This window comes from Pseudomonas sp. MS15a(2019), assembly GCF_013277805.1.
Taxonomy (GTDB): Bacteria; Pseudomonadota; Gammaproteobacteria; order Pseudomonadales; family Pseudomonadaceae; genus Chryseomonas; species Chryseomonas benzopyrenica.
Window position 1 is genome coordinate 388,393 of record NZ_VBTN01000001.1, and the last position, 18,769, is coordinate 407,161.

23 protein-coding genes are annotated in these 18,769 nt (G+C 50.2%); 1 reads left to right on the forward strand and 22 read right to left on the reverse strand.

Annotated features, from left to right (window positions below; translation table 11 throughout):
• Position 1: 1 nt before the first annotated feature.
• The 19 genes from FEZ61_RS01895 to FEZ61_RS01985 all read right to left on the reverse strand — a co-directional run bounded on the left by FEZ61_RS01895 (position 2) and on the right by FEZ61_RS01985 (position 14,695).
• Positions 2-706: a recombinase family protein gene (locus tag FEZ61_RS01895; RefSeq protein ID WP_173146896.1), complete on the reverse strand. Its 705-nt coding sequence runs from the start codon at positions 704-706 to the stop codon at positions 2-4.
• 962 nt (positions 707-1,668) lie between these two features.
• Positions 1,669-2,118 (reverse strand): hypothetical protein, encoded by a 450-nt coding sequence (locus FEZ61_RS01900; RefSeq protein ID WP_173146898.1) that lies wholly within the window; start codon positions 2,116-2,118, stop codon positions 1,669-1,671.
• The gene (locus FEZ61_RS01905; RefSeq protein WP_173146900.1) at positions 2,115-2,840 is read right to left on the reverse strand and encodes a Gp138 family membrane-puncturing spike protein; all 726 of its coding nucleotides are present in this window, start codon (positions 2,838-2,840) and stop codon (positions 2,115-2,117) included. Before FEZ61_RS01905 ends, FEZ61_RS01900 begins: the two co-directional genes overlap by 4 nt.
• A 2-nt stretch (positions 2,841-2,842) precedes the next feature.
• The gene (locus FEZ61_RS01910; RefSeq protein WP_173146902.1) at positions 2,843-3,193 is read right to left on the reverse strand and encodes a hypothetical protein; all 351 of its coding nucleotides are present in this window, start codon (positions 3,191-3,193) and stop codon (positions 2,843-2,845) included.
• A gap of 41 nt (positions 3,194-3,234) precedes the next feature.
• Positions 3,235-4,149 carry a hypothetical protein gene (locus FEZ61_RS01915; RefSeq protein WP_173146904.1) on the reverse strand — a complete coding sequence of 305 codons (915 nt, stop codon included), beginning with the start codon at positions 4,147-4,149 and terminating at the stop codon, positions 3,235-3,237.
• Positions 4,149-4,505: a hypothetical protein gene (locus tag FEZ61_RS01920; RefSeq protein WP_173146906.1), complete on the reverse strand. Its 357-nt coding sequence runs from the start codon at positions 4,503-4,505 to the stop codon at positions 4,149-4,151. Before FEZ61_RS01920 ends, FEZ61_RS01915 begins: the two co-directional genes overlap by 1 nt.
• A complete protein-coding gene (locus FEZ61_RS01925; protein WP_173146908.1) occupies positions 4,502-5,305 on the reverse strand; it encodes a phage baseplate protein in 804 nt (267 codons plus the stop codon). The genes FEZ61_RS01920 and FEZ61_RS01925 overlap by 4 nt, the downstream gene beginning before the upstream one ends.
• 148 nt (positions 5,306-5,453) lie before the next feature.
• Positions 5,454-7,691 carry a tape measure protein gene (locus tag FEZ61_RS01930; RefSeq protein WP_173146910.1) on the reverse strand — a complete coding sequence of 746 codons (2,238 nt, stop codon included), beginning with the start codon at positions 7,689-7,691 and terminating at the stop codon, positions 5,454-5,456.
• A 22-nt stretch (positions 7,692-7,713) separates the two neighbouring features.
• On the reverse strand, positions 7,714-8,136 hold the full coding sequence (locus FEZ61_RS01935) for a hypothetical protein (protein WP_173146912.1): 423 nt from the start codon (positions 8,134-8,136) through the stop codon (positions 7,714-7,716).
• A gap of 39 nt (positions 8,137-8,175) precedes the next feature.
• Positions 8,176-8,337 carry a hypothetical protein gene (locus FEZ61_RS01940; RefSeq protein ID WP_173146914.1) on the reverse strand — a complete coding sequence of 54 codons (162 nt, stop codon included), beginning with the start codon at positions 8,335-8,337 and terminating at the stop codon, positions 8,176-8,178.
• Positions 8,334-8,828 carry a hypothetical protein gene (locus tag FEZ61_RS01945; RefSeq protein WP_173146916.1) on the reverse strand — a complete coding sequence of 165 codons (495 nt, stop codon included), beginning with the start codon at positions 8,826-8,828 and terminating at the stop codon, positions 8,334-8,336. Before FEZ61_RS01945 ends, FEZ61_RS01940 begins: the two co-directional genes overlap by 4 nt.
• On the reverse strand, positions 8,818-9,177 hold the full coding sequence (locus FEZ61_RS01950) for a hypothetical protein (protein WP_173146918.1): 360 nt from the start codon (positions 9,175-9,177) through the stop codon (positions 8,818-8,820). The genes FEZ61_RS01945 and FEZ61_RS01950 overlap by 11 nt, the downstream gene beginning before the upstream one ends.
• A 37-nt stretch (positions 9,178-9,214) precedes the next feature.
• Positions 9,215-9,517 carry a hypothetical protein gene (locus FEZ61_RS01955; protein WP_173146919.1) on the reverse strand — a complete coding sequence of 101 codons (303 nt, stop codon included), beginning with the start codon at positions 9,515-9,517 and terminating at the stop codon, positions 9,215-9,217.
• A complete protein-coding gene (locus FEZ61_RS01960; RefSeq protein ID WP_173146921.1) occupies positions 9,514-9,711 on the reverse strand; it encodes a hypothetical protein in 198 nt (65 codons plus the stop codon). Before FEZ61_RS01960 ends, FEZ61_RS01955 begins: the two co-directional genes overlap by 4 nt.
• Positions 9,708-10,073, reverse strand: coding sequence for a hypothetical protein (locus FEZ61_RS01965; RefSeq protein ID WP_173146923.1), 366 nt, complete (start codon positions 10,071-10,073; stop codon positions 9,708-9,710). The genes FEZ61_RS01960 and FEZ61_RS01965 overlap by 4 nt, the downstream gene beginning before the upstream one ends.
• Before the next feature lie 12 nt (positions 10,074-10,085).
• A complete protein-coding gene (locus FEZ61_RS01970; protein ID WP_173146925.1) occupies positions 10,086-10,745 on the reverse strand; it encodes a hypothetical protein in 660 nt (219 codons plus the stop codon).
• A gap of 500 nt (positions 10,746-11,245) precedes the next feature.
• On the reverse strand, positions 11,246-11,536 hold the full coding sequence (locus FEZ61_RS01975; RefSeq protein WP_173146927.1) for a hypothetical protein: 291 nt from the start codon (positions 11,534-11,536) through the stop codon (positions 11,246-11,248).
• A 748-nt stretch (positions 11,537-12,284) separates the two neighbouring features.
• Positions 12,285-13,385, reverse strand: a complete 1,101-nt coding sequence (locus FEZ61_RS01980; RefSeq protein WP_173146929.1) for a tyrosine-type recombinase/integrase — start codon at positions 13,383-13,385, stop codon at positions 12,285-12,287.
• Between the two features lie 587 nt (positions 13,386-13,972).
• Positions 13,973-14,695, reverse strand: coding sequence for a hypothetical protein (locus tag FEZ61_RS01985; protein WP_173146931.1), 723 nt, complete (start codon positions 14,693-14,695; stop codon positions 13,973-13,975).
• A 274-nt stretch (positions 14,696-14,969) separates the two neighbouring features.
• Here FEZ61_RS01985 and FEZ61_RS01990 point away from each other — a divergent pair, with 274 nt between their 5' ends.
• Positions 14,970-15,656, forward strand: coding sequence for a hypothetical protein (locus tag FEZ61_RS01990; protein ID WP_173146933.1), 687 nt, complete (start codon positions 14,970-14,972; stop codon positions 15,654-15,656).
• Positions 15,657-16,052: 396 nt separating this feature from the next.
• Here FEZ61_RS01990 and FEZ61_RS01995 read toward each other — a convergent pair whose 3' ends face one another.
• The 3 genes from FEZ61_RS01995 to FEZ61_RS02005 all read right to left on the reverse strand — a co-directional run bounded on the left by FEZ61_RS01995 (position 16,053) and on the right by FEZ61_RS02005 (position 18,755).
• Positions 16,053-16,190, reverse strand: coding sequence for a hypothetical protein (locus FEZ61_RS01995; protein WP_173146935.1), 138 nt, complete (start codon positions 16,188-16,190; stop codon positions 16,053-16,055).
• A gap of 326 nt (positions 16,191-16,516) precedes the next feature.
• Positions 16,517-16,816 carry a hypothetical protein gene (locus FEZ61_RS02000; RefSeq protein ID WP_173146937.1) on the reverse strand — a complete coding sequence of 100 codons (300 nt, stop codon included), beginning with the start codon at positions 16,814-16,816 and terminating at the stop codon, positions 16,517-16,519.
• Between the two features lie 79 nt (positions 16,817-16,895).
• Complete coding sequence (locus tag FEZ61_RS02005; RefSeq protein ID WP_173146939.1) at positions 16,896-18,755, reverse strand: tape measure protein; 1,860 nt, start codon at positions 18,753-18,755, stop codon at positions 16,896-16,898.
• Positions 18,756-18,769 lie beyond the last annotated feature (14 nt).

An 18,769-nucleotide genomic window follows, 5' to 3' on the forward strand; every position in this document is an offset into this window, starting at 1 on the left:
ATTAAAGAGCAATGTTCAGCTTCGTCACCAGACGACTGACAGTCATAGCCGTAAACGATGCACCACGAGGAGTAGTCAGCCCTTTCGAGTTCAAACAATCAGCCACACCTTGCAGCGTATTCAATCCACGTGCCTTGCACGCCAGGATGGAATCCTCAATGGATCGGGCGTATTGGTCAGCCTTGTCCTTCCTTGCCTTCAGGCTTGCTGGCAACCCTGTCTTATGGCCCTTCAGGAGGGCGCTGTTGCGACGATCTACCTTGGCCAGTGCCTCTGCATTCCCTTCGTCAGCTCGCTTCTGGAGAGCTGCTAGAGACACCTTGGTACGGGTGGAGATGAAGTCTCGCTCCTGCTCAGCCAAGGCCGCATAGATGTGGAGCTGAAACTTGTCAGCGTAGGGCATGGTGGCGACTTTGAAGTCTACAAGCTTCATCAGCAGGGCGATGTCAGCTACGTCCCTGGACAGGCGATCCAGCTTGGCTACTACAAGGGTGGCACCCTCCGTTTTGCATAGCTCCAGGGCCTTGCGTAAGCCCTCACGATCCATGGGCGGGAGCGTGCCTGAGAGGTGATCCTCAAAGGAGGCGATCACTTCCCAGCTAGCCTGTTCAGCCGCAATACGAATGTACTCCTGCTGGGACTCCAGGCCGAGGCCGGACTTACCTTGAGCTTCGGTGGATACCCGGTAGTAGGCTACAACTCGCATTGATGTCCCCTTGCCTGTGATGAGCGACGTTTGTTCCTCTGAGGGGCATCTTATCATGAATTAGATGGTCGTCCACTAAATGATAAATCGGGAGCCACTTCATTTGTACGATTGTGAAACAAATGGGTATGTAGATTTAAGCAAGCACCGTGCCAACTGCCTTGACAATTAGCGAGGCGTGTGTTACCCTAGAGCTTAAGTTCCCGAGCGAAGCGAGGGGTAGAAATCTATACATCTGAGTCGTCTACGACTCGTCTGTGTCCCCTAGAGGCAATGCCTCTACATCATCAGCAGTGAGCTGACCAAGGGCCTACCAACCACAGGTGGCCCATCAGAGAGAAGCTTGAAGTGTAGCGACCCCGTTGGTTGTTGGTCGCTTGAGTACGTTCAAGACATCCCCCTCTACAGACAATCTCCAGCATCAGGGCAACTCATTCGGCTCAGCAGTATTAGGTAGCTTGCTGACGCCTTGCGTCGAAGGGACAGCTAACCTCTGCGACAGCAGAGAAGGCTACAGACGTGCTACAAGGGGCCATCTGACGATTTGAGAACAGAAATCACATGCTCACATACATTCGAGCTGGTGTATCTGGATTGCATTTGCAAAAAATGATCGCAGAGTGAGCAAGCTTAACAAAACACCACCTGCATAGCGTCAGTCGAGCAGAATCGCGTAGAACAGTGCTCTCTCCGGGGGTAGCGGTGTTTCTGGTAGGAATTCCCCCTCACAGGCCAGCCTGTGGATAAGTGGGCCACTGACGTGCTACATCTGGCTTCCAACCATGTCAGCAGCTTCATTTCTTCACCATCTGGCACAGGGTTGAATGCCCACGAACAATCCTGAGGAATGCCTATGTTACATTGTAAAGCCTATTGTTATAATACATAACGATTAACTCACACAGACATTGAAAATCGGAGATGTTGCAGGCATAGAGAAGCCCCGCATAAGCGGGGCTTTGTCATTTCCGTATCTTGTATTTCACGCTGCTGAGCATCTTGCCTGTATAGAGCAGCGGATCATCGAAGCCCTTGATGGCAACCCAAGCTCTGCTGTTGCTGCCTGGATAGTCTTCAATGTTCACCTGAATCACACCCTTCATCTCTTCACCTAGGCGCTTGAGGATGGGCTGTACAGGCTTGCCATGGATAGCAGCTTGCACAGCTTGAGAGATGAAGTTCGCGTACCAGTTGTAGTTCTCCGCATTCAGGAAGGATGGGGCCATGAATTCACGGCGGGGTACTCCGATTCCCCGGTCATTCCAATAGGCCACCTGAGCAACCTGTAGGAAATCGTTCTCTGCTCCATACCGATCCTCAGCGAAGAATCCCGCTTCCACTCTTGTACCGTCCAGCGCTTCCATACGCTTGATCAAAGATTTAAGTTCTCGATAGTCGGCGGTGAACTTCATACGGGGATTCCAGTTGTGCCGCTTCCAGGCTGAACACCAATGTGTTTGTGGGTGTTCATGTTGATACCTGCAAGGGTCATGATGCCACTGATTTGCACGTTGCCTGTAATGGCCACATTCCCAGTGATGTTGGTCTGTGGTGCTGTGACATTTACTGTCTGAGCATTCACTGCGACATCCTGAGCATTCACTGTCACCCTCGCTCCAGTGTTAATGAACACCTCGCCAGTTTGAGTAAGGCGAACCTCACACTCTTGGCCTGTGCCAGTGTTCATGCTGACAACGAGGTCTTTAGGATTGTGGGGATACTTACGAATGGAGGACCTGTTCAGGCTCCGTGGAGCTGTGTAGATGCCAGGAATAGCGATGGCATCTTGACTATCAAATTGACGTAGCGTAGCAGCTGGAACAGGCTGGGATGTATCACTGATACTCCATGTATCGATGTCTGATTGAGCGAAGATCAGAGTGACGCTGTCACCAGCTGCAACAGGAAGGCTAATCAGAGCCTGCTGACACCCTGGCATCATCAATGGTACGTCCAAGAGAACAGCGTGTTCCTCGTGTTCACCATCCTCATAGGCTCTGTTGATGACAGGGCGAACATCCACCCTCATTCGTTCAAGGTCAACACGCTCCACTACACCAACGGTTGAGGTGTGTAGATTGGAAGCGAATGCATCAACAGCTTGTTGGCTTGCAGTTCTTAGGATGTCCAACATTGTCATTCACCTCCGTGCATGTTGTTGAATTGGATTTGTTGGCGGTCTTTTATGGTTTGTTCGAGCATGGTTATCTGTCGATCAAACTGTGTGCGTTGGTAGCTTTCGGACAGAAGCATGTCTATGGAACCTTCCAGGCGTACAAGGCGTGTTGAGAGGTTGCCTAGGCTGCTGGATGGGCTATCGCGGAGTGATTGGAGTTCGCTGTGTATGCCATCAATCTTGTGGTCAATCTGGTCGAATCCTGAGGATGCGTTGAAGCACGTCCAGAGGCTGACGAGGAGGGCAATGACTGCGATGAGGGGAACTAGGGTGTTGCTGAGCCACTGGCCCAACTTCTGTATCAGGGCCATCTGTGGTCCATTCCTTATGTTTGGGGAAGAGGGCTCTAGCCCTAGTTCCCTGATTTCTTGTTAGTGGCACGAACGTTATCGACGGCCAGCGGATCACGTAGCAGTAGGTCGGCATACCAGCTGTTGCCATCCGTCTCACCGAAGTAGCGGGCCTCTTGCACCCGATACCAGCCGTCATACATCTCCGATTCAAGCTTCACGAGCTGACCGGGGTACACCGAGGCATCGCACAGGATGCGAACCATGATTCCGAACTGGCGGGCACTGTCCTTGGTGGTTTTGCCACTGTCAGCAGCTACGCGGTATGGCGTTGATACCAACCCGGTAGCAGGGCTCAACACCAGAGCTTCAGCCTGAGCGTTGGTAGCTCTACCCCGGTCGGTGAAGGTGATGACGTTGTTGGCAATGGTGTACTCAAGACCGTAGCTCTGGGCCAAGGCGTTCAGCTGATCCCGTACAGGCCCCGGTTTGAGCGTGTATCCACGAATCAGGACGCTGTTGAGGGCGGTCCCAACGTAAGGCCCCTTGGCGATCCCTGGAATCTGCTTGAGGATTTCATCAAACGCTTGAGCCACTGTGCGGCCTGGACCAACTGTGGTTGCCTTGATGCGAGTGTGGTTCAAGGCGACGTAGCCTTCTCCCAGCACCAGCTGAGTGACGAGGTCTGGCCCCTGGCGACGTGTGCCGCTCTCGGTGATGTCGCCCTCTACCAGCAGCTTTAGCCCGGTGTCGTGGTAGCCAACTTCAAGCTTGCAGGCCAGGAAGTTCTGATCAAGGCGACGGCGCTTCTCTTCCGTGAGGTTGTAAATCTCGATGGTGGCACTATTGCCGCCACGGCGGTTGTCTGCTGTCCGGCTGACATCGAAGGACATGTTGAGGTCTGTCACTTCGAAGCCCTGGCCTGTGGTTACATCTCCAACGATTAGCCGGTATTCACGATTCTTCAGCTGAGCCATCAGGTGGGTGCTCCATCGTCATACATGTATTGGAGCGTGTAGTAGGTGGCGAGCTGATCAACCTTCGTGGTGGTGTCAGGTAGTCTTTGAAGATCGACGGATGTGATAGGCATCAGGTAGAACGCACCAGACAAACCAAGATGGCCCAAGGCGTAATCTAGGATCATTGGGTACATCGGCACCAGCCGCACACCATCCACAACCTTCACGCCTGTTGAGGTCTTAATGTCCATGTGCCAGGAGCCGTAGTGATCGCTGAACGTGAATGTCAGCGTGAACAAGCTACCTTCCAGCGCAACCAATTGTTCATAGTGGGCCACTGTGTCCAGTGGAATCTGTTGGGTGATAATGCTCATTTCTGTGCTGATCCTCTTTTCACTGCTGCCTCAGCATCGCTCTGGGCTTTCTCTTTAGCAGTTAGTGTCTCGTTCTCTTGTTGCTGGGCAGTGATGAAGCCGTCTGTCTTCGCACTATCCTTGGTGCTCACTTTCCCTTTAGCTTTCTTCTTCGCTACCTTGTTCTTCATCAGCTCTTGAGGAATCTTGGTAGTTGAAACGTCCGCATACCGAACACGCTCGAATGTCATGTCAGGATACATAGCGTCTCCGCTATCTGGATCGATGTTGTCACTGAGCGATGTCATGATGAGGTTCTCATGAACTACATAGCTATTGTCTGGGCGATACTCAATGATCTTCACAAGGTCACGACTCTTGTGCATCGTCTTCAGGGTGGTAGCCACTTGTGTGGCAGGGAAGATCATCTCTCGCGGAGTGAGAGTTACAGTCGGTGTGTTGCTGCCTAGGAACTGAGTGATGCTCGCTGGCAATAGACCAGCTAGGGCAGGAGGCCCCATCGTGATAGTTGGGCTGTCGTACACTGGATTGAAGTTGGAGAAGGCCTTGTAGCGAATCTCTTCGTCTAGCTCTTCATCTGATAGGCTGCCAAACCGCACTTTTGGTCTATCAAGGTTGAAGTCAGCATTGGTGACAACTCCGCGTACACGGAATTTATCGTTTGTCTCAATAACGTGGTCACTGATGTTCACGCCAGTTTCTACAGCGTGAGATGTCACTGTTGATTGGTATTGCTGATCAAACTGAAGGACTGCGTCCATCCAGATCAGATCGTTATTTTTGCTCATGATGGCAAGCATGGTTGTTCCTTATCTTGGCTTAAATAAGGGCGAGACAGACCGTAGGCTTATGCCGAAACATTGCCTGTAAGGCCCCTAGGAGCGTCTATGTGAGGTGATGAGAGTGGAGGCTATACAACCCCACAAGGTGGCAATTTATGCCAGATGATTAGCGAGGAGTTTTATCGGTCGTCAGTCGAGCTAGAATGTCTGCCTCATACTGTCTACGCTGGGCTTCGCCGATGTCCCGAACAGTTTGCTCAACTACACTTTTGTCAAATGTCTCGACATTAGGGAAGGCGAGGTTGAATGTGCTTCCTGCTACAGTGACAGTGTTGTTTGTGCTGCTGGTGATGTTCTGGAGCTGTTTCTCAGCTGTGGTGCTGGCCCCGTTCATACCCTCAACCATCGTCTTTAGCTTCTTCGGATCAAAGCCAAACTTGTAATCACCAGAGTTCGTAGGTGCCAGATAGCTCAAGGCGTTCTGATCAATCGGACTCTTGCCCAGCTGTTGATCTTCCACAGACTGAGGCACGATCCCGAACAGGCGTTGCCAGAATCGATCAACGGGGTCTACCGCTACTTCCCCTGTTTCCTTTGGCTTGTTGAATGCGGCAGGATCAATCCCACCATTTCCACCAAGACCAGCATCAGGAGCATTTGCCATGCCCTCAGGGGTAGATTTCTTGGGGTCCAGGGCATCAGCGATACGCTGAGTCATGGTGGCTGCTACCGATGTCAGGGCCGTATCAAACTCCATCACCCGAGTACGCAGAGGCTCCATCGCTGCTGTGAGGTTGCGGTGGGCTTCGATGTTCGAGTTGACCGACTGAACAAGCTTCTCGTTGTCGTTGATGCTCGCAGCTTGCAGGAACTGATCATTCTGAAGACGCTGAGCGTTCGCCTGGATGGACTTCGCTTGTGTCTCGATGACCTTTTGGTTTTCAGCGAAGTACAGCTCTAGAGCCCGGTTGAAGTCGGCAGCTTTCAGGTTGCCTTTCGTCGTGCTATCGATGACAGCAGCTTGCCGCTTTGCAGGATCACCAGTGAACTTGTTACGTTCTGCCCAAGCTCGCTCGATGTATCCACGAAGGATCGGCGCGGCTTCGGAGAAGGTGTTCAGGTCTTCCCGGTCGGCGTAACCCTTGGTTCTCACCTGAGTGAGCTGGAGGTTGGCGCGGCGTGATTCGTCCTGAGTCATACCGGCACCACGGAAAGCCGCCGCCTGTGTTTCGTACAGCTGCATCGCTTGCTCAAGGCTGCGACCCTGGCCGCGTTGCTTCAGGAGGCCGTTACGATAGTCCTTGGCGGTGTCTAGGCTGATCTCAGTGCCGTACTTCTGGCTGAAATCCACAAAGCGTTGTTGGATGTACCCCTCTTTGCCTTGGTCTTGGCTGGCAGCAGCAGCAAGCACGTTCTTGAACTGCTGGGCATCGTCAGCACCTTGTTGGCGTTGCTCGATCCGTTGGCCTGCCATGGACAGTAACTGTTGGATACCAGCCACCAAACCACCAGCAGCCAATCCAGCCATAGGCAACCCTGAGCGACCCAAGGCCCCGAGCATGGAGAATCCACCGTTACCACCTTCAGCCTTGCGAGCTGCAAGCTCTGCTTGTTTAGCCTGCCAAACCGTATGACGCTCTTGGGCGAAGCGGAAGCGTTCCCGCTGGCGTTCCTGTCCAGACTCAGCACGGGCAGCCCGCTCACGGCGATCCTGCATCTTGTTGGCGTGGTTCACCTCACGGCGGCGCTCTGCCTGTTTCTGTGAGTCCAGGGCCAGCTGAGCACGTTGGAGGAGGGTCTGTTGTTGGTATGTCTTGGCGGCGGCTTGAGCGGCCTTCTGTTGGGCTGCTACAAGCATTTGCTCCAGGCGTGCCTGTATGGTCTTGGCTGCTGTCAGCTGTGCTTGATACTTGGCAGACGCTGCCTGTGTGTTGATCTCCTGGCGACTGGCTAGGGCTAGCTTGGCCTGTAGGACAGCCTGTTGCTGTAGCTGGCGTGTCTTGGCCGTGCTAAGGGCTACATCTTCCCGTTGGTTTGCGAAGCTCAGCTTGCTCTGGGCCAGCTCAGCTTGGAACGTGCTACGGCGTGCCTGCTGCGTCAGCTTCTCCAGACGTAGCTGTTGGGCTACAACGCGATCAAGGGTCTTGGTGTTCTGTGGAGCTGGAGCCCCTGGGGCTGTGATACCAATCGACTTACGAATCTTGGCCTCAAGGTCCCGCATCTGCTTATCGAGCGCTTTGGTGTCCAGCTGGATAGCAATCTTGATCGGCTTCTCAGCGAGTCTGCCGAATTGGCGAAGCTTCAGTTCTGTCTTCTTGAGATGTGCGAATAGTTGTTCTAGCGGAGTGGTGTTTACCCGAAACTCTACGCCACCAATCAAATTGGCTACTTGTTTATCGGCCATTATCTGTCAATTCCTGTATGTGTCATTTCGTTGCCGACAGAAGTAGCCGACTCTTGGGACGGCGTCCCTTGTCAAGACGACGCGTTGCTGTGAGTGGTGCAGCAATCTTGAACATGTAATCAAGATCAGTGAATTCCGTGATCATCTCGGAATCGATAACTTCATGTAGTCGATAGCTAAGATGACGCCGATGACTCTCAGGTATAGTGATGATGAATACTGTCCCGGCTACAACGGAGATTCGTAGTGCATGAACAGGGCAGTCGTTACGTTCGAAATTGCGAAGCAGCTGTGTAACATCGGCATCTGTGTTTGGCTGGATGATGAATCCATAACCGACGCCTTCAGCTGTGATGATTTGCTCAAGGCGTTGTAGAATTTGAGGGTCATACGAATCAAACGGGATGATCTTACCGTTGTAGTTTCGAATCTGTACGGCTTTCATGCTATCGGGGTCTCCGTAGGGAAAAGGGGAGACGCCCAATCAGAGCGTCTTAGGAACTTCGTTCGAAGTTTGTAGGTTGGTAATCTCTGCAACTTCGTGGCGTGTATTGGGATCAGCCAATACTTCACGAATGTACTCTTCAACCTTCTTTTCGCCTTGTGGCTGTTTGAGAAGGTCGCGTAGCTTGTCAGCAAATGTCATTGTGCTTCCTCTGTGAATAGATCGATCAAGGCTTCGAAAGCCTCACGAGTGTTTGTGTGTTTGCTCAGGATGGTGAGACCGCTGTTCTCCACAGCTTCCGTTAGGAACGTATGTGGTAGGCGAGGGCAGGTGGTTACATCGTCAGGGATAGCCCCGTGTGCGATGGCTACCACTGCAACGCCATCACGCTTGAGAACATTGAAGGAAGTGGAGCGGCGTCTGTCAGCTGCGAACAGGACGTTCTCAATCAAGATGTCAGGGTTGTCCCGGCAGATGTAGAAAGCGTCTTGTCCCGAACTGTTCTCTAGAGCTTTCGAAAGGAAGACGATGGTCTTGGACACTTCAGAGCGGAATGGATGTTTCTTCAGGAGGGCGACGGTCCGACTTTTTAGCTGGGCTGGAAGGTTGGGGAGCCAATCGAATTGGAAGTCACGGATGGCGTACAAAACATCTGAGTATTCTGTGTGGTATCCCAGGGCATCAATCGTCATAAATGTTATCTCTGTCCCTTCGCACATCGAAGGCGTGCCATGCTGTTTGAGGCTCAGGGGCTCTGTACCCTTGGGCTACAAGCTCGTTGCTAAACTGGCGGAAATTTTCGGCTGTTGTAGAAACGTAGCCTTTTTCAATCAATCCTTGTACGTCGTCATAGAGGACATAGCTGACAATCAACTTGTCTATCACCAGACTGTAAGGGCGACTGTTGGTGATTGGTGCGAAGTAACGAGCGGGGGAGCCATTAGCCCATCCCCAGCCCATCGCATTGCATGTCTCAATTGCCGAGAGGAAGTCATCCTGTGTACGGCATACGACTACCACTTGTTGTTGTGCGAAATTCATTTGACACTCTCCGCCCTTGTTGCTGGTGATAGGGCCATTAGAGTTGATCCTGCATTGCCTGTAGGAAGTACCGCACTCGATCCCCATTCTTAACTAGGTCCATGGAAGCGAGTGTGGACGCTAGAGCCTGCAAAATCTCGGGATCGGCTCCTGTGATGTCGCCAGGCTCTGTGCTGTGATAAAGGGCCTTTTGTACATCTGTGTCTTTGGCTTTCTCAGCTACTCGACGATCCAATACTTTCTGAGCTTGGTCTAGGTCTGCCTGTAGGCCGGCATACTCAGCGTCGTATTTCAGGCGGATCAGATGGATTGTCATGTCTTTCTCACGTGGAATACTCATGCCGCTTCTCCTTTTTCTGGGAAGTCGATTGCATCGATGATCTTTGCCTCAAGCTGAATGAAGGTTTCCAGCTCCCCGGCAATGCCGGGGCTGTATTGCACACCAAATCCGATAGAATCTTGCAGGGCACGCAGCTCAATGTCTGTTAGCTTGAGAACTACAGTTGTCAGGCCGTCTGCTGTAATGGTAGTCACAGTTGTTGCTCCAGTGCTTTCTTCAGTTGTTGCTTCAGTGCTTCAGCCAGACGCTTCTGTGCGGCTTGAAACCGTAGTTCAGCTATTTCTAAAGATGTTTGACGGAGCTTTTCTTCAAGCTCCCTTTTCTGTTCTGCCAACTCTTGCTTGACTTGCCAGCTCCATAGCTCTTCCTCTATTTCAGCATTCATGGCACGAATCTTAAGGAGTACTTCGCTGTAGTAATCGAACATCTCAGGCCGTGAGCGACGATCTTCACGAAGGGCTCCACTGATCCATAGTAGGTCTTGAGCGCTGAGTTTGATGTCACCTTCATAGATCATGGATTGGGCTTTAGCGATGTAGGCTTCTTGGTTGTGCATTTGTCTTTCTCCTCAAACAGTCTTGGATTTGGTAGTGGTTTTCTTGGCGACTGTAGTTGGAGCGGGCTGTGTGTTAGCAGCTTCCAGTTCAGCGGCAATCTCTCGCAGCAATACATCAGCAAGCTCAGCTTCAGCTTGTTCACGCTCACGGCGGACAGCCTCTTGGTGCTCAGCCACTCGACGGGCCAGCTCGCTTTCCATAAAGGTAGCTTGAGCGGCTGCAACGTCTGCTGCGTATTGTTCGCGGGCTTCAGCCTCGGCAGCGTCAGCCAGCTCGTTCAAACGAGCTTCTGGAACGTTGAGGGTGCAATGGCTGCTTGCCTGGACACCGTCACGATGGCGGATAGGGAAGGCGTAGTTGACTGTGTATCCTTCATCGAGCTTGGCTTTCAGAGCTGGCTCAAACAGGTCGCCAATGTGGACGTTCAGGGGCTCACGGCTTAGATGGCTCAGACGGGCCGTTGCACGTGCCATCTCAATACGGGCTTGCAACACAGCCTCATCGAAGATGTGATTGGCCTTGAGCGGGCTTACCTTCTCTGGACGCACATAGACAGGAACTTCTCTTTCAGGGCGTGTCACTGTTTGTGAACTGATGACGTGGCCTTGTTCGCTAACTTGTTCGACGCGATCTTGAGGGTAGTAGGTTGTGCGGGTCTGTTGGGTAGTCATGATCTTTTTCCTTATGCGTAAATTGGTTGTTTGTACATCGCGACCAACATTCTTACGTGGTCTGTGGGGATGTGGGCGTCTATGCCCATAGTGTTTCTGATTCGGTGATAAGCTTCGTAGAACTCTTGGTCCACTTCGATGATGGTCATGTTGGCAACCTCTTTAACTTCTTCATCAGCCGTCTCAAGACATCTTTGAAGCTTTAGTCGCTCTTTCTGGATGTCTTCAGAGGGCTGGCAGTACATTACCAATCGAGTTTCGAAGTGTTGGTCAGCGTCTTCGTCGTAGAGGTCTAAGCTTGATAGGAGGGCTACATACGTTAGTCGCTGCGTTTCCATTCTCTGTCTCTTCGTTGCTGTCTGAATTGCTTTGTCTGTTTGCGATACTGACGCTTTTCCTGTTCGTATTCAGCATCGTGTTTATCTCTGTTGTCTGCCTTGGCTACTAAAAGCATTTCAATTCCTTCAACATGCCGATTGCATAGAAAATGCAGAATGCAGTTACCATTGCAGGTCTTCCTCAGCGATGATCTTTGGTTCAACGTAGACATTTCTGATAGCGCCGTAGGGCACTAGCACCAAGCCTGCATCGGCTAGACGCTCGATCTTGTTGAACTCTTGCTCAGTGACTTCTATAACTCGAATCATCAAGCCATCGGCTTTGATGTTCAGCCTCATAGCCTCATCAGGAGAGAGTTTCTTCGGGCTGATGATCCCGCCACCTAGCATGAAGAACTGATCTTCAGGTACAAGCGTGAATACCGTGTGGTAATAGTGTTGTGTTTGTTGCATCGTCTTTTCCTCAAATGATTTATTGGGTAAAGCACGATGTCTTATCCGTTCAAGGTGAACGAATTTACAACCTCAAGGCATAGAAAAACCCCATCCGAGGATGAGGTTATCTACTGTCTTTTTGAGGAAAGAGACATCGCATCCGAACACCGGGGATCAATCCGCTGTTCAAGAATGGGGGAGGCAGATCAAAGTTGGAGTTTACTTTGGAACTGTCACAACCTCGTTGCGAGGTGTGAGGCTCTTTAACGACTTTGCCTGTGTCGGTGCAGATGGCGTCTGCGGAAATAGGGAGCACTTTAGTCTGAAGAATCCACTAATCAGACCCTGGCGGCTCAAACCAGATGCAGCGGGACATGGAAGACCGCTGAATTCGAATAGGGCCAACACAACTAAGGAGGTAGCGTGTTGACTGACACAGCCCAATGAAGGAATGGCATCGTCTGTGTCCTCGTGAGGGTCAGGAATGGCAACAAACCTTTCTCAACTCACAAAGCTAATTCTACATGATGTTTGCCATTTTGTCAATAGATGCATGCGTCAAATGGTAACTATTTTTCCATCTATTAATTTGTTTTATTCACATGGTGTGATCGGGGGCGTGGGATGTCAGAGATGGTCTCGGATTTGCGCTATTCCGAGTTTGAAAGCCGCGTATAATGCGGCTTCCAGGGGTGCGAAAGTGTACTGGTGGTAGGTAGGTATAGGTTGACACTTTTAAGCCCCTGCGAAGCCCTTGTAGGGGCTTCTAGACGAAGTTGTATGCGAGGTGTTGGATGGCCTCCAACTTCTGTTGTGGGCTGGCACCGCCGTGGTAAATGTCGAACGTGACGAGGCCGGTTTCATGGCCGACGATGTCGGCGACTGTTGGTCCCGGTACATCAGCACGAAGCATCCTAGTGATAGCCGACATTCTCAACGAATGGAATACATGTCTCCCAGTGAACCCCATAGAAGTCTTGAGACGACCAAATGCCTTGCTAAATGAATCAGAGCGGATGCCGTATTTGTTGTGTCCGTTGGAAGCTATCAAATAGCCGTCTGTAGTGGCTTGTGAGAGGCGTTCTATCACAGGGAGTAGGGCAGGGTGGACTGGCACTTGCCGTATGCCAGCGGCTGTCTTGCTGTCACTGATGTCGAGACAGAGAATACCCTCAACAGTGATGATGCTCTCTGTTCGTAGTTGGCAAGCCTCTTCAATTCTCAAACCTGTTCTTGCAGCAATCTGAATCAGATCGGCCAACACATCCAGACCTTCAGAGCGAGCCTGAGCATACACACGTTCCACATCTTCCCTAGAGAATGGCAGTCGCTTGGATTCGACCTTTGCTCTGCCTCGCAACACAGGCATCTCATGGTCAACAAATGGATTGGCTACCCCTGAAAAGTCTTTCTGCCACAGCGCGTCGTTCTTTGTAATCCACTTCCAGAACGTGGACCCCGCAAGCAGGTATTGAATTTGAGTTTTGCTGCTGAGGCCCAGGCTCTTTAACCACGCTCCGACAACCTCATGTGTCAACGCAGCCCCCTCTGTTTGGAGGTAAGCCGAGAGCTTCCGAAGCTTGGATTGCTGACCATCGATTGTCTTGGCAGGTAATCCAGCTGCCTCACGGAAGGCTTTGAAAGCTTCCAGGCGCTTTGGTGTGAGTGGACTTACTGGTTTGTAGCTGCTCGGATCGAGACGTAGATTGGTTGCCTCCTGCGTCTCTGAGGCTGTCAGATGGTATTGCTTCTGAGCACTCTCAACGGCGAATCGCTGAGTGATGTCATCGGCTACCATCACAGCATCGGCATGGGACGTTGGAATGTAGTCGAAGCTTTCCCGAAGGTGCTTGACCGTGGCAGTCATGCCCAGAGCTTCCAGCTCAGCCAGGAGGGTAGCTTTCTCAGACTCCAGCTCAGCTACCGTCATCGTCGATTCCCTGACGGGATTCCGCATAGCCTTTACCAAAGCAGCATCTACATGTTCCCGATGGGCCCGAGCATCTGCAGCAACCGTTGATTGCCAACCTACTTTCGCAGCACTACTACCTTCCCTGGCGAGTCTGATCTCAGCCTTCCAGCGGGCCAAGACTGGTAGCCGACGCTCCAGAGCTACAGCCCTGTCTGCTGTCCTCAAGGTCTGGATGAGCTTGGTTCGGCCACCGAACGCAGCACGCACATCGGCGGGAACGTTGAGCCTGACATACCACGTAGATTCGTTAGCCTTCCTAACTAAGTGCGTTGACATACCATCTACCCCTGATGACCACCCAATGTGTCCACTGATTGTGACCACTATTGGCTCTGAGAGCTAGCAATACCAGTGCTTACAGGGTTTCAGAGGTCAAATGAGAGAATCCCTATCTCTCCGCCATATCCAGAAAAGCCCTCTAAATCAATGGTTTAGGGGGCTTTTTGCTTTCTAGGTCTACCCAGCATTCCTACCCAAGATTTCTACTGAGATTTATCATTCCCATCGGCATCGGCATCGGAGCCGAGAAGGGGATATTCGGAGCCAGACGGTAACTCTTCCGCACGTGCTTGGGTGCGCCAGGCAATCTCAGTGATCTCCTTAATGCGGTCTACGATGGGCTTTGCATTCTCACCCAGCTTGCCTATTGCAACACCTGCATCGCCCACCAAACCCCAAAGCCGATCCATGTCAGAGACTTTCTTGTGAATTTCTCTCTGAACTGCTTCAAGACGCTTTAAGAGTCGCTGTTGATGTTCAGGATCAAAGTCTTTTGCAGCAGATATCTGTACTCTGAGTTCATTGATAAGTGTTTGAATTCGTGTCAGATCACCTTCTGAGAACTCATAGTAAAAGCCCTTACCGAGTTTTTCGGTAAGTCTAGACTTCAAGCTTTTGAAATTTCTTGCAGTTTGGTCGTTTTTGAGGTTTTGGTTCGCTTCATATATGTATGTGATAAGATCGACCGGTTTTGCTGAATTCAATTCTTTAGCTGGCCGAGTAGGGGGAGTGGCACGAAAATCTCCACTTTCAATAATTACCTCTAAAAGCGCTGAAACTTCTAGTATTTTCTCTGTGAGTTGCTCGCTCCATCCATCTGATCCATTCGGAAGGTCCCTTGCAAGCTTATCCCATGCCTTTTGAAAGGTGCCTTCTGGGTCGTTATGGAAATTCTCCAAAATTTCATCGTCTACAATCAAAGCCATAATTGTCTCCTTGTAAAAAATACTTCTATCACAAGTATGAGGCTTTGTGAAGTGCTTTGATCTTGCAGAGGTCTCAGCTTGATCTATACTCAGTTATTATTCTATGAGGTAAGCTAAGGATCAGTATGCTTCGTCTGGAAAAGCCGCTTACACTAGCTTGGTTCAAGCGAAATCGTGCTTCCATTCAGCTGTAGCAGTTGGGTTGTTATAGAGTTTCTAATATAGTGAATAAAAAGTTTATCTAACTCATTCGAAGAAAGGCATGGAGGCTCGATTGGCTAGTTATGTTGCTTCTAAATTTATACCTTCTGTCTATCTCGATAAGGCTTTGATTAAAAGTCTAGAGGTGTTGTTCAAAAGCTTCGCACAAAAATACTATGCTGACTCTGGAGAAGAAGCTTCCAAGGTCGATATGCAGCTTAGCATATTTGATAAAGCTGGAATGGAGCGCCTTGTAAGTATAGATGAGTATCAGTATCCAAGATTTACCAATGATACGCGCTCTATAAGTCTGGGATTCGAGGCGGTGAGTCCATCTAGATCATTTTCTATAAATATCAAATTTGGGCCCGCGCGATCCAGTTCAAGAATTTCAGTTGTGGTTTCAATGGTTCACGCCAAAGCGATAGCTCAAGGAATAATAAGTGACGTGGTTGAGCTTTTGAAGCAGCATTCTAATTTAAATTTTATTTTTCATTATCAGCTTGTCTGGGCTTTTCAGTGTCTTTTGGGATCAATTGCATTGTTTAATGCCGGCAGGTATTGGAACAATTGGGAGGATGTCGAACTACTCGTGCCGGCTGCTGCTTCTGCTCTATTAGGTGTTTTGATGGCAGTCAACAAATATACTACACTCGACACCCGCCGTAACAGTAGCATTGAGAAGTATCAACGTAGCTTAATCTTCGCTTTAGGTGGTACGGTTGTTTTTGGGGGGATAGGGAAGTTGCTTTGGGGATAAAGTAGGGAGGATATGAAAAGAGCAATTTCAAAGTTCTTGGTGGTCGACTTTGCAAGTTTTAAAAGCTCTGATTCTATTAGTCTGAATGAATCATCATCTCTGTATAGGCTACTTAATAAATCGTAGTCCTCCTTTTTGATCCTAATCTTACGTCTGTTTTTCAAAAACTTTGCTAGCGTTTTCATATTCCTCTTATTGATTGTTATTGTTCTGGTTGCCGGAGTTCTTATAGCCCTGGAAGCCATTCATTATTACAGCAGGGCGGCGTTCAAGACTTTCAACGCGTTGTTCAAGAATCCGCAAGCTTCTACCAGTGTTGATTTGGTACTGGTCCAAACTTTCATTCAGATTATTAATCTTGTTTTCCAGCCTGCTTTGCATAGCGGTAAGATTACGCTATGTCTCAATCGTTAGCTCATTGATACTTTGTTTGAATTCCCGTTGCCAAGTAGTGCTCTGGCTCATTGACCAGCAGATAGCACCAATCAAGGCCACGTTGGTGAAAGTAGTGATGTGCTGAAAGGTGATCTTCATAGCAGCTCCTCAACCAAGCGGGACATTACAAAGCTTGAGCCAATACGAGCAGCTTTTTCGTTTTTAAGAAGGGAGCTGATGAAGCTACCAATACTCTTGTTGGGATACTGCTTGTGAAAGATTGCTACCAGCTTTTCAGGGAGTTGAATTGAACTTCGTTTGCCATGAACGACGTAATTTACGAATATACGCATGTGATACCTCGGGATTGCCAAAATAGGATGATTTCAAGCAGTGTTTATGCGGGTTGTAGAGGCGCAAAAAGGGATGCCCTGTAGGGGTCATAGGGGTAAGCTAAAACAGCCCTTACAAACCGCTCTACGACGTTATACGGATAGTCTTGCTTTAGCTTTAGAAATAGCGGTGCGAGAGCGAGGGATGTAGTTCGCTTCCTGATACTCTCCAACACCACCAAGAGCCTCATGGAAACTCGGCGATATCTTCGCCAGCTCACCAGCATCAACAGCTTGTGAGGAAGGGAGCTTATCTTTCAGTGCATAGTATTTTTCGAGGACAGCATCAGATACTTTGACGAGCTTGTGAGTGGTGCTGTTCTTGGGTTTGAAGCTGGTGGTTATAGCGCCAGTGATAAGATTTGATGATTTATGGATGATTAGATAATTCATTGTTTTTATATCTCAGAAAGTAGAACGCCCCAATCAAGGGGCGCTGTATAGTGATTGTATTAATAGGTATTGGTGAACGCTATCGTCCGATCTGGGGATACTGAATCATGGTGTCTGACCAGGAGTTTTCTTGCATCCGGCGAGAGACCTCCATCATTCGAGATTCCAACTCATTGCTAAGCTGGTTGACGTCCATGTTTGTAGCATCAATTTGGAATGCACCAGGCTCGAAGGTAATTTGATTGTCATAGCTGCGACTATCAGTGCTGGCGTAAGACTGAGTCATCTGCTGCATGATCTGATCAGTGTCTGGAGTGTGAACAATCGGATTTTCGCCGAAATGCACTGGCGGTGTCCAAGGCAATGCCGCTGGCATTTTAAATTCAGAGTAGGGGCTCTGATAATTGAAGTTCGATGAAGAGTAGGGTTTGAAGTCTGGGACAATGCGGCGTCCCGCTTCTCCTTGCTGTGGACCAAGAATGAAGCGCTTTAACCAGTCGGCTCCGTCGCCCATACCAAGCCAATTATTATCAACAGCAGTACCAATCAGGTTGTTCTTAGCAAGGCGTTTACCTGCCCACCAAGCTACATTCTCACCGGCATCAATAGCAGCATCGGTTTTCTTATCTTCTGGTAGCTTTTGATACTTGTTGTACCAGTCTGCAAGACCAGTCAGGGAGTTGGTGAATTCCGTCATTTTTTGAACGAATGGAATTTCCACCAGCTTAATGAATTGCTCTTGAAGCGGGATGGTTGCGTTGTACAGGTTCTTCTCAGCCTCAATCCTGTCCCGGATGGCGTCAGTAAGAGGGCCTTCAGACCGCTCAAGATTTTCCATCCATCTGACGTTATCAAGACGAGCAGCAGCGCCTTCGATACTGTTCGCAAGCTCCTCAACACGAGGGGCAGCATTGCGGGCGGAGAGGTCATAACCCTTGAGTACGTCCTGCACCAGCACCAAGCGCTTGCCCAGATCAGACATAAACTTAGCAGTACCTTCGGAATCCGTTCCTTTGAAGCCAACACGTTGCAGGTACGCCTTCTGGATGTAAGATTTGATCGCGGGGTTAGAATCTGCAAGTTGTTGATTTAGTTCCTCACCACGCAAATATCCGAGGCCCAAGACCTGCTGCAAGGCATAGGCTTGGCGCTCGATAGACTGTTGATCACCACCATTGCCACGCGTCGAAACGGCCATGTCTTGGTACAGACTGATGGCTTGACGAGCCTTCATCCCTGACTGCATCGCCTGCTTCTCGAACTTGGTGTAGGCCGCTACCTGATCCTCTGCTTTGGTGCCCGTGTAATCAGCGATATTCCGTAAGGCCACCGCATTGTTCCAGCGACGTTCAGCCTCGCCACCTACCGCGGCACCAAGCTGAAGACGTTGCATCTGGTACGTACCGACACGCCGTTGAATCTCATCCATCTGATTCTGGAGGCCCTGGACAGCTTCGTAGCCGACGTAACCTGCGACACCCGCTACACCGGCCCTGGAAGCCCCTACAAGGCCCGCGACACCACCGGTGCCGCCACCGGCCTCACCTGTTGCAACCTGACGAGCTACAGCCCTCGCAGACTGGCTTGTAGAGGACCGGTCTATGACAGCTTTTAACTTTATGCTGTTAGCACTGTACTGGGCACGTTGAATGGCAGATTGAAGACTTCGGTTCAATTGAACGTTGTCGATTACAAACTTTTCCATCCTGAATTCTGTCAGTTTGGAAATCTGGTTTAGCGACCTTTGAATTTGCTTTTGAAGCTGTAGCGAGTTGAACTGTAGCTTTGGATTGATGGCAATCCCTTTGCCGAATTCACTTTTCAGTTTGAGCATTGAATTGCGGATACGGTCAAGGGCAGCTTCAGCTTGTTTGAACTGCGTCTTGTTGACAGAAATTCCCAAGCGGGCAAAGTAATCAGCTATAGGTTGAGATGACATTGAATACTCCTTAA

Coding starts and splice junctions, on each gene's coding strand:
- FEZ61_RS01925 (WP_173146908.1), bottom strand. CDS start 5,305: ATGCTTGCCATCATGAGCAAAAATAACGATCTGATCTGGATGGACGCA.
- FEZ61_RS01985 (WP_173146931.1), bottom strand. CDS start 14,695: ATGGCTTTGATTGTAGACGATGAAATTTTGGAGAATTTCCATAACGAC.
- FEZ61_RS02005 (WP_173146939.1), bottom strand. CDS start 18,755: ATGTCATCTCAACCTATAGCTGATTACTTTGCCCGCTTGGGAATTTCT.
- FEZ61_RS01980 (WP_173146929.1), bottom strand. CDS start 13,385: ATGACTGCCACGGTCAAGCACCTTCGGGAAAGCTTCGACTACATTCCA.
- FEZ61_RS01910 (WP_173146902.1), bottom strand. CDS start 3,193: ATGGCCCTGATACAGAAGTTGGGCCAGTGGCTCAGCAACACCCTAGTT.
- FEZ61_RS01930 (WP_173146910.1), bottom strand. CDS start 7,691: ATGGCCGATAAACAAGTAGCCAATTTGATTGGTGGCGTAGAGTTTCGG.
- FEZ61_RS01915 (WP_173146904.1), bottom strand. CDS start 4,149: ATGGCTCAGCTGAAGAATCGTGAATACCGGCTAATCGTTGGAGATGTA.
- FEZ61_RS01970 (WP_173146925.1), bottom strand. CDS start 10,745: ATGACTACCCAACAGACCCGCACAACCTACTACCCTCAAGATCGCGTC.
- FEZ61_RS01965 (WP_173146923.1), bottom strand. CDS start 10,073: ATGCACAACCAAGAAGCCTACATCGCTAAAGCCCAATCCATGATCTAT.
- FEZ61_RS01940 (WP_173146914.1), bottom strand. CDS start 8,337: ATGACATTTGCTGACAAGCTACGCGACCTTCTCAAACAGCCACAAGGC.
- FEZ61_RS01975 (WP_173146927.1), bottom strand. CDS start 11,536: ATGCAACAAACACAACACTATTACCACACGGTATTCACGCTTGTACCT.
- FEZ61_RS01955 (WP_173146919.1), bottom strand. CDS start 9,517: ATGAGTATTCCACGTGAGAAAGACATGACAATCCATCTGATCCGCCTG.
- FEZ61_RS01945 (WP_173146916.1), bottom strand. CDS start 8,828: ATGACGATTGATGCCCTGGGATACCACACAGAATACTCAGATGTTTTG.
- FEZ61_RS01895 (WP_173146896.1), bottom strand. CDS start 706: ATGCGAGTTGTAGCCTACTACCGGGTATCCACCGAAGCTCAAGGTAAG.
- FEZ61_RS01905 (WP_173146900.1), bottom strand. CDS start 2,840: ATGTTGGACATCCTAAGAACTGCAAGCCAACAAGCTGTTGATGCATTC.
- FEZ61_RS02000 (WP_173146937.1), bottom strand. CDS start 16,816: ATGAATTATCTAATCATCCATAAATCATCAAATCTTATCACTGGCGCT.
- FEZ61_RS01995 (WP_173146935.1), bottom strand. CDS start 16,190: ATGAAGATCACCTTTCAGCACATCACTACTTTCACCAACGTGGCCTTG.
- FEZ61_RS01935 (WP_173146912.1), bottom strand. CDS start 8,136: ATGAAAGCCGTACAGATTCGAAACTACAACGGTAAGATCATCCCGTTT.
- FEZ61_RS01950 (WP_173146918.1), bottom strand. CDS start 9,177: ATGAATTTCGCACAACAACAAGTGGTAGTCGTATGCCGTACACAGGAT.
- FEZ61_RS01900 (WP_173146898.1), bottom strand. CDS start 2,118: ATGAAGTTCACCGCCGACTATCGAGAACTTAAATCTTTGATCAAGCGT.
- FEZ61_RS01920 (WP_173146906.1), bottom strand. CDS start 4,505: ATGAGCATTATCACCCAACAGATTCCACTGGACACAGTGGCCCACTAT.